At 61.7% G+C, this 478-nt stretch carries 1 protein-coding gene; it reads right to left on the reverse strand.

What is annotated here, in order from left to right; all coding sequences use genetic code 11:
• Positions 1–478: cadherin-like domain-containing protein (locus tag F6X68_RS33160; RefSeq protein ID WP_151457885.1), on the reverse strand; the 478-nt coding region annotated here is incomplete at both ends.

Consider the following 478-nt stretch of genomic DNA (forward strand, 5'->3'; position numbering starts at 1 on the left):
CATGCCGGTGCCGCCGTAACCGTTGACGCCCGACTCGTTGGCATCCGGCAGGAAGCGCAGCTTGCCCGCGTCGATGTCAGCCTTGCTGAAGGTCTGGTTGTTGGCGACGTCTTTCCAGGTCGAACCGTCCAGGTACTGCAGTTTGCCTTCGCCCGGCAGTTGGGTGATTTTGATCCCCAGGCTGCTGGCCGGGCTGTCCACGTCGGTCACACCGAAAGTCGACCAGCCGAGGATCAGCGGGGTGTCTTCGGTGCCGGTGACGTTGACTGGCGCTGCAACCGGCGCATCGTTGACCGCCACCACGTTGACCGTGGTGGTCGCAGTGTTGGAGTAGTTGCCGCCATCGGTCACGGTCACGGTGATGATCCGTGGCACGGTGCTCGGGTCTTCACTGCTGTTGGTGAAGGTGATGTTCTTGATGGCCTGCATGTAGTCGGCCAGCGTCAACGGCATCACCATCAATGCCAACAGCACCAAC

This window comes from Micromonospora sp. AMSO12t (assembly GCF_008806585.1).
Lineage (GTDB): Bacteria > Actinomycetota > Actinomycetes > Mycobacteriales > Micromonosporaceae > Micromonospora > Micromonospora reichwaldensis.